Below are 7,312 nucleotides of genomic sequence, written 5' to 3'. Positions count from 1 at the left end.
AACTCCATGGCCCAGCGCGACTGCCGCCAGTGCTCCTTGATCTCCTGGGGGAACTGGGAGGGAGGCAGCCGGTACTCCAGCGCCAGGTTCAGGTCCTGGCGGAAAAATTCGCGCGGCTCGAAGGGCGAGGGGTCATCGAGGAGGCGCAACACCAGGTGGCCATCGGCCATCCAGGCTACGATGCGGCCGCTGCAGCCCAGGCGGGTGTTCTCATCGAGGACGCCAACCTGTACGATCCCGCCGGCATCTAGCGAGACCTGCTGCGGCAGCGAGTCGCGGGATAGTTCCACCTCCAAAAGGTCGCCCCTCAGGACGCAGACCACGGCCCATTCCTGGAAGGGAGCCTCCCCATCCGCCAGATGAACCCCGATCCTGACCCGTTTTCCGGCCTGGAACAACCTGGCTCTGCCCCCCGCATCCCCGGACATGCGCCCCCCTGGTTCGTGTCGGGGATTGGGGACTGGGGATTTGAAGGGCCCCATGGCCCGAGCCCCCCCTTCCTCACAGTCCCGTCCCTCTAATGTAGATGAGTCTACCTTGGAAACCATGAGGTGCAATCTCGGATCCCTTCGCCTTTAGCCTTTAGCCTTTAGCCTTTAGCCTTTAGCCTTTAGCCTTTAGCCTTTAGCCTTTAGCCTTTAGCCTTTAGCCTTTAGCCTTTAGCCCTTAGCCCTTAGCCCTTAGCCCTTAACCGGCCTCTAATGCGCCTCACTCCAGTTGGCCCCGAAGTTCAGGTCCACCTTAAGCGGCACCGCCAGCGGCAGCGCCCCCTCCATCTCGGCCCGGACCAATTCGGCCATCGCCACGCGCTCGTTCTCCGGGACCTCGAAGACCAGTTCGTCGTGCACCTGCATGATCAGTCGGCTCTTCAGCCCTTCCCGCCGCATCCGCTCGGTCACTGCGATCATGGCTGCCTTGATGATATCGGCGGCCGACCCTTGGATCGGGTAGTTGGTGGCGTTTCGCTGGGCGAAGGCGCGGATATTGCCGTTCTTGCTGCCGATATCCGGAATGGTCAGCCTGCGCCCGAGGATGGTGGTGACAAATCCGCAGGCTTCCGCCTCGCAGATGCAGCTATCGAGAAAGGTGCGTGCGCCGGAATGCCGCTCGAAATAGCTGTCGATGAAGGCCTTGGCCTGCTTCGGAGTCACCCCCAGCTCCTTGGCGAGGCTGAAGGCGCCCTGGCCATAGATGATCCCGAAGTTGATCACCTTGGCCTGCCGCCTCATCTCCGAGGTCACCAGCCCCGGCATCATGCCGAAGACCTCGGCCGCCGTCCTTTGGTGGATGTCCTCCCCGGCGGCGAAGGCCTCCCTGAGCACCCGGTCTCCCGACATGTGGGCCAGGACCCGCAGCTCGATCTGTGAATAGTCGGCGGAAAGAATGACACAACCCTCTTCGGCCACAAAGGCACGCCTGATGCCGCGTCCCTCCTCGCCGCGGACCGGGATATTCTGCAGGTTCGGTTCGCTCGACGACAGCCTCCCGGTGTTGGTGACGGCCTGGTTGTACGAGGTGTGGACGCGACCGGTAACGGGATCGACAAGTCTCGGGAGGGCGTCGGTGTAGGTCGACTTGAGCTTGGAGATGCTCCGGTACTGCAGGAGGAGCCTGGCGACCTCGTGCTCTTCGGCCAGCCGCTCCAGCTCCTCGACATTGGTCGACCACCCCGTCTTGCCCTTGGTCTTGCGGCCGACGCTAAGCCCCATGCGCACGAAAAGCATCTCGCCCAGTTGCTTCGGCGAGTTGATATTGAAGGGGCCGCCGGCCAGCTCATGGATGCGCGACTCCAGCTCGACCAGCTCCCGCCCGAACTTGGTGGAAAGCTCCTTCATGAGCTCCAGGTCCAGCTTCACCCCGCACAGTTCCATCTTCGCCAGGATCTCCAGGAGCGGCATCTCCGTCTCCATGAGGAGCCGCTCCATCCCCTGCTCCCTCACCTTGGGCAAAAGGATCTGGTGCAGCAGGAAGCTGGCATCGGCGTCCTCGCAGGCGTAGGGTGCGGCGCGGTCCAGGTCGACCTCGGAGAAGTTGAGCTGCCCCTTCCCTCTTCCGGCCATTTCCGGGAAGGAGATCATCCGGTGGTCAAGGAATTCAAGCGCCAGCGTATCGAGGGCCTGGTTGCTGCGTGCCGGGTTGATCAGGTAGGCTGCGAGCATGGTGTCGCACCACATCCCCTTCATCTCGACCCCGGCCTGGCGCAGCACCTGGTAGTGGTACTTCAGGTTTTGGCCGACCTTCGGGCGGGAGGGATCGGTCAGCAGCGGAGCGAGCAGCTCCAGCACCCGGGCCTGGGAGAGCTGCTCGGGAGCCCCGAGGTAGCTGTGGCCGACGGGGATATACCATGCCTCATGAGCCTTGCAGCTAAGCGCGAAGCCGACGATGTGGGCGCCGATGGGATTCAGGCTGTTGGTCTCGATGTCGATGGCGAATACCGGCGCCTTGGTGAGCCGGTCCACGAGCTCCCGCAACTGGGCCTCGGTCAGCACCACGTGATATTCGTCGCAGGAGAGGGTCGGCGAACTGGTCAGGTCCTTCATCAGGGAAGTGAAGCCGTATTCCCGGAAGAGTTCGGCGAGCCGCCTGTTGTCGGGTGGGGAAATGGCGAAGTCCTCGAAGGAATAGTCAATGGGGACGTTGCAGTCGATGGTGGCAAGGGTACGGGACAGCCGCGCCTGCTCGGCGAATTCCACCAGCCGCGCCCCGTTCTTCCCCTTGACCTCGCCAGCCCTGGCCAGCAATTCATCCAGGGAGCCGAACTCCTGCAGGAGCTTCCTGGCGGTCACGTCGCCGATCCCCGGTACCCCCGGGATGTTGTCGGAGCTGTCCCCTTTGAGGGCCAGGAAGTCCACCACCCGCTCGGGACCGATGCCGAACTTCTCCCGCACGTCTTCGATCCCGTAGGTCTTGTCGTACATGGTGTCGAGCAGGGTCACGTCCTTCGTGACGATCTGCATCAGGTCCTTGTCGCCGGTGACCACGACGCACTTCATCCCCTGGGCCTCGCACTTCTTGGCGATGGTCCCGATGATGTCGTCCGCCTCGAAGTTGGGGAGCTCCAGGGCCGGGATGTTGAAGGCCCTCACCATCTGCTTGATCGGCTCGATCTGCGGCGACAGGTCGTCGGGCATGGCCGACCTGGTGGCCTTGTACTCGGGGAATATCTCGTGCCGGAAGGTGGTCTTGCCGGCGTCGAAGATCACCGCCACGTGCCCCGGCGCATGGTCCTTCATCACCTTCAGGAGCATCTGGGTGAAGCCGTAAAGGGCGTTGGTGGGGAATCCTTTGGGGGAACTCAGGTGGCGTATGGCGAAGTAGGCACGGTAGATATAGGAGGAACCATCCAGCAGGTAAAGTGTCTCTTTTTGCGTCACTCGGCCACCTCTTTGGTGAAGATGACGAAGGCCATGGACGGACGCCTGCTGGACTCCCGCATGGCGAACTGGAGAGAGTCGAAACGCCACCCCTGGCGGGTCCATTCGTTGAGGGTTTCCTCCACGGCGTCCTCCGAGACGTGGCCCAGCTCGACGACCTTGTACTGCAGCATAAGTGCTCCTTATAATAAGGTTATTCCCGCCATAGTAGCCGATAAGAAGCGGGGCTTCAAGGCGAAATGTACTATTGCAAAAATAGGTGAAACTGCTATGATTTGGGAAACTTCAACAAGGGGGTCGCGCGTTAGGTCAAGGTACACAGTGTCAACGTCTCAGAACAGGGTAAAAGGGGATTCAGCATGGCTAAAAGTGAAGAAGAGACCATTGACGAACTGGCACAGCAAGTCGAAACTAACCTGGAGATGAGTTACGAGAAAAAAGACCTGAAGGCGCAGAGGGGACTAGTCAAAAACGCCCTCTACGATGGCTCGAAAAAAATCAAACATACCGTGCCGAAAGGAAAACGGATTTGAAGCGAAGAGGATAGGTAACGAGGGGGAGGGGGCTTGGAGAAAAGGCCCCCTCCTTTTGCTTTTCGTGGTAGCAGAATTCTTCTCAAATCACCGGAGGCGACGATGGCGATCGTCAGGTACAACCCGCTGAGCGAGCTGCGCAGCATGCAGGACAAGATGAACCGCCTGCTGGACATGGCGTGGACCAGGGAGATCGGCGAGGAGATCAAGGAAGGGGTGTGGCAGCCTCCTGTCGACATCTATGAGGACCAGGAGAACGTCACTATCAAGGTCGAGCTTCCCGATATGGAGCAGGACCAGATCGAGATCAGGTTGGACCAAAATACCCTGACCGTGAAGGGGGAGAGGACGCACACCGAGGAGATCAGGAAGGAAAACTTCCACAGGATCGAGCGCTACTTCGGCCCCTTCCAGCGCAGCTTGTCGCTCCCATCCGAGCTGGACTCCGGGAAGATGAGCACCGCCTGCGAAAATGGCGTTCTGACGATAACGATACCGAAGCTATCCGGCCGGGCCGCAGCCGTCGCCGGCTGAGCTAGCCGATGTACGCCCGCATCGCCCATATCTACCCCTCGTTCATGCTCCCGGTGCGGTAACCTTTGAGATCGAGCGACACGTAGGTGAAACCTGCCGACCGGAAGAAGTCATGTACCCGGCACCTCAGCTCCGGCTCCAGCATGCGCGGGAGTTCCGCCTCGGAGAGCTCGATCCTCGCCGTTTCCAGATGGAACCTCACCCGGTACACCGTGAACCCCTCACCCTTGAGAAACTCCTCGCACTTCTCCACCTGCTTGAGCCGCTCCTCCGTGATCTCTGTCCCGTAAGGGAAGCGGCTGGCCAGGCAGGCGTAAGCCTGCTTGCTCCAGGTCGGAAGCCCCAGCCCGCGGCTTAACTCCCTGATATCACCTTTGGACAGCCCCGCCTCCAGAAGGGGCGAACGCACCTTCATCTCGCAGGCGGCGGTCCGTCCCGGCCGGTAGTCACCCAGGTCGTCGGTGTTGCTGCCGTCGGCGACGAAAGCAAATCCGAGGTCCCCGGCCTTGTCGGTGCAGAGGCGGAAAAGCTCGCTCTTGCAGTGGTAGCAGCGGTCTTTCGGATTCCCGCTGAACCCCGGGATCTCCAACTCGTTCGAGACGATCACCAGCTGCCTCGCCCCGATCATCGCCGCCAGGCCCTTGGCCTCGGCAAACTCCGATTCCGGGTAGGTGGGAGAGGTCGCGGTGACGGCACAGACCGACTCGCCGCCGAGGGTGTCCTGAGCGACCTTGAGGAGGAAGGTCGAGTCGACCCCGCCGGAAAAGGCCACCACCACAGACCCCATCTCGCGCAGGATGTCCTGCAGCTTCAGGTATTTATCGTTTAGAGCTTCCATTGTTCCTCTGAGTAGAACTAGTGATGAAATTGACAAGCAGGTCCCCTCGCCCTGCGGGAGAGGACTAGGTGAGCGCGGCTCACCGGAGCCGGGGACCCATCCTGGGGCGGCTTCCCTCACCCGGCCTGCGGCTACCCTCCGGGAGAGAGGGAATCTTTATTGTCGCTGCGATGAAGGTGCCGCTGAGAGTGAATGAGGAAAGAGAGCTGCCAGGAGTGGGCGGTGGGGTTTCGCGCCCGGAAGGGCGCTCCTGCGGGGACGCCGGCCGCTGGTTATTACCCTAGATGAAGTACATGAAGCGGTGATCCTGCTCCCGCTTGATGCCCAGCGCCTCGCCGCGGTCGCAAAGGGTCTTCAAGGTGATGGACTCGAAGAACTCGTTCAACTTCGAGTTCGACTCCTCCCAGACCGTCTGGGTCACGCAGCTGCCGTCGAAATTGCACTCCCCCTTCTTCTTGCCGGCGCAGTCGACGATCAGGGTATCCCCTTCGGTTGCCTCTATTACCGCCCGGACGGTGATCTCCTCGGGAGACTTGGCCAGGCAGTAGCCCCCTTGCGGGCCACGCTTGCTCTTCAGAATGCCGCTTTTCTTCAGGCCCTGGAAGATCTGCTCCAGGTAGCGAGGCGAGATCTCCTGCCTGCGCGAGATGTCCTGGATCTGGGCCGGCTGTGCCCCGGCGTTATAGGCGATGTCGAAGAGTGCCCGCAAACCGTAGCGGCTCTTGGTGGAAAGTCTCATGGTGGTATTCCCCCGCACTAGGTAGATAAGCGAGCCTACAATACCACAGGTATCATGTCAAGAATATTAACAAAGGCCGGCGGAGCATTGTCCACCGGCCTCGTGCGTCTTCCTACCAGTAGCGCTGGGGCGGCTCTATCCGCTCCAGGTGCACGATCTCGCCGCTGATCACCTGGAAGACGTCACCGTAGACATTGGTCCACTTGTCTCCCTCCTCGAGGGGGCTCGGCACTTCGCGCGAACCGAGAAAGACTTCAAGGTCGCCGATATAGGCATACCACTCGAGACTCCCGTTCATCCAGATCCTGTTTTTCAGCTCCATACACCCTCCATGGCCCATCGTTTTCCCGATCTTACTTAAAAGAGCCCGTCCGGGTCAAGCAACTCGGTTTTTTCTTGTTGGACAGAACCGTTTTTGTTATTAGAGTAGGACACTTTTGATTGGGGGCTTTCCATATGAAATTCACAAAGATGCAGGGTGCCGGCAACGACTATGTGTACGTGAACTGTTTTGAGGAGAAGGTGGAGGATCCGGCGGCGGTAGCCGTAAAGGTCTCCAACCGCAACTTCGGGATCGGCTCGGACGGCCTGATCCTGATCATGCCCAGCGACCAGGCGGACGTGAGGATGCGGATGTTCAACTCTGACGGCTCCGAGAGCGAGATGTGCGGCAACGGCATCCGCTGCGTGGCGAAGTACGCCTACGACCATGGCATCGTCGACAAGAAGGAGATCACCGCCGAGACCGGCGCTGGCATCCTGACGCTGCAGCTTTTCACCGCAGCCGACAACAAGGTGGAGAAGGTGCGGGTTAACATGGGACCGCCGAGGCTCACCAGGAGGGAGATCCCGATGACCGGCGATGGCGAGGAAAAGGTCATCAGCGAGCCGCTCAACATACTCCACTCGACCTTCAACATCACCTGCGCCTCCATGGGGAACCCGCACTGCGTGATCTTCGTGGACGACGTTGAGTCCTTCCAGGTAGAGAAGTACGGGCCGCTGATCGAGAACCACGAGATGTTCCCGCGCCGCACCAACGTCGAGTTCGTGCAGATCATCTCCCGCACCGAAGTCCGTCAGCGGACTTGGGAGCGCGGCGCCGGCGAGACACTGGCCTGCGGCACCGGTTCCAGTGCGGTCACCGCCGCCTGCGTCCTCAACGGCCTGACCGACAAGAAGATCCTGAACCACCTTTCCGGCGGCGACCTGGAGATGGAGTGGGCCGAAGACGGCAACATCTACATGACCGGCGCGGCCGTGGAAGTCTTCAGCGGAGAGATAAAGCTGTGAA

9 protein-coding genes are annotated in these 7,312 nt (G+C 60.7%); 3 read left to right on the top strand and 6 right to left on the bottom strand.

Annotated elements, in window-relative coordinates:
- The 3 genes from AC11W3_RS08185 to AC11W3_RS08175 form a co-directional block, all read right to left on the bottom strand.
- Positions 1-428 (bottom strand): PilZ-like domain-containing protein (locus AC11W3_RS08185; RefSeq protein WP_484092790.1); only part of this gene is annotated, 428 nt, incomplete at its 3' end.
- 270 nt (positions 429-698) lie between these two features.
- Entirely contained in the window at positions 699-3,374 is a 2,676-nt protein-coding gene (gene polA / locus AC11W3_RS08180) for a DNA polymerase I (RefSeq protein WP_484090928.1), read from the bottom strand.
- A complete protein-coding gene (locus tag AC11W3_RS08175; protein ID WP_484090929.1) occupies positions 3,371-3,547 on the bottom strand; it encodes a DUF4177 domain-containing protein in 177 nt (58 codons plus the stop codon). Before AC11W3_RS08175 ends, polA begins: the two co-directional genes overlap by 4 nt.
- A gap of 186 nt (positions 3,548-3,733) precedes the next feature.
- Here AC11W3_RS08175 and AC11W3_RS08170 point away from each other — a divergent pair, with 186 nt between their 5' ends.
- On the top strand, positions 3,734-3,907 hold the full coding sequence (locus AC11W3_RS08170; RefSeq protein WP_484090930.1) for a hypothetical protein: 174 nt from the start codon (positions 3,734-3,736) through the stop codon (positions 3,905-3,907).
- Between the two features lie 102 nt (positions 3,908-4,009).
- The gene (locus AC11W3_RS08165; protein ID WP_484090931.1) at positions 4,010-4,441 is read left to right on the top strand and encodes an Hsp20/alpha crystallin family protein; all 432 of its coding nucleotides are present in this window, start codon (positions 4,010-4,012) and stop codon (positions 4,439-4,441) included.
- Between the two features lie 31 nt (positions 4,442-4,472).
- Here the strand turns inward: AC11W3_RS08165 and larE are convergent, their stop codons facing one another.
- The 3 genes from larE to AC11W3_RS08150 all read right to left on the bottom strand — a co-directional run bounded on the left by larE (position 4,473) and on the right by AC11W3_RS08150 (position 6,340).
- The gene (gene larE, locus AC11W3_RS08160; RefSeq protein ID WP_484090932.1) at positions 4,473-5,279 is read right to left on the bottom strand and encodes an ATP-dependent sacrificial sulfur transferase LarE; all 807 of its coding nucleotides are present in this window, start codon (positions 5,277-5,279) and stop codon (positions 4,473-4,475) included.
- A gap of 280 nt (positions 5,280-5,559) precedes the next feature.
- Positions 5,560-6,018, bottom strand: a complete 459-nt coding sequence (locus AC11W3_RS08155) for an RrF2 family transcriptional regulator (RefSeq protein WP_484090933.1) — start codon at positions 6,016-6,018, stop codon at positions 5,560-5,562.
- 112 nt (positions 6,019-6,130) lie between these two features.
- Positions 6,131-6,340 (bottom strand): hypothetical protein, encoded by a 210-nt coding sequence (locus AC11W3_RS08150; protein ID WP_484090934.1) that lies wholly within the window; start codon positions 6,338-6,340, stop codon positions 6,131-6,133.
- A gap of 134 nt (positions 6,341-6,474) precedes the next feature.
- Between AC11W3_RS08150 and dapF the strand changes: the two genes are divergently transcribed.
- Positions 6,475-7,311, top strand: coding sequence for a diaminopimelate epimerase (gene dapF / locus AC11W3_RS08145; protein WP_484090935.1), 837 nt, complete (start codon positions 6,475-6,477; stop codon positions 7,309-7,311).
- The last annotated feature ends 1 nt before the right edge of the window (position 7,312 follow it).

Source organism: Geomonas sp. (assembly GCF_056994735.1).
This window is presented reverse-complemented; position numbering and strand designations above follow the sequence as displayed.